This is a genomic window from Adlercreutzia sp. DFI.6.23 (assembly GCF_024462535.1).
In the GTDB taxonomy this organism is placed as follows: Bacteria; Actinomycetota; Coriobacteriia; order Coriobacteriales; family Eggerthellaceae; genus Adlercreutzia; species Adlercreutzia rubneri.
Genome location: NZ_JANGBP010000589.1, coordinates 1 through 297, shown reverse-complemented (window position 1 = coordinate 297; position 297 = coordinate 1). Strand labels below are relative to the sequence as shown.

At 59.9% G+C, this 297-nt stretch carries 1 protein-coding gene; it reads right to left on the bottom strand.

What is annotated here, in order from left to right; all coding sequences use genetic code 11:
• The coding region (locus NE591_RS14695) for a DnaA ATPase domain-containing protein (protein ID WP_256157040.1) at positions 1–297 on the bottom strand (297 nt) is incomplete at both ends.

Genomic DNA, 297 nt, shown 5'->3' with positions numbered 1-297 from the left:
ATCCACATAGACCGTTCGCATCGAGGGACGCGTTTCCTCGATGTAGTTCAGAATGGCTCTCATGAGGTGGGTTTTGCCCAGGCCGCTCTTCCCGTAAATGAACAGGGGATTAAGGGGAAGCCGTCCGGGGGACTCTGCAACTTCGACGGCCATGGAGTAGGCCATGCGGTTCGATTCCCCGATAACGAAGTTCTCAAACGTGAGGGAAGACGAGGGATTCGAAGCCCGTTCGGCGACCGGCTCCTGGGAGAGCGGTGCGGGCGCGGGAGGCGCGTAGTGATCGACCACGACGTCCTC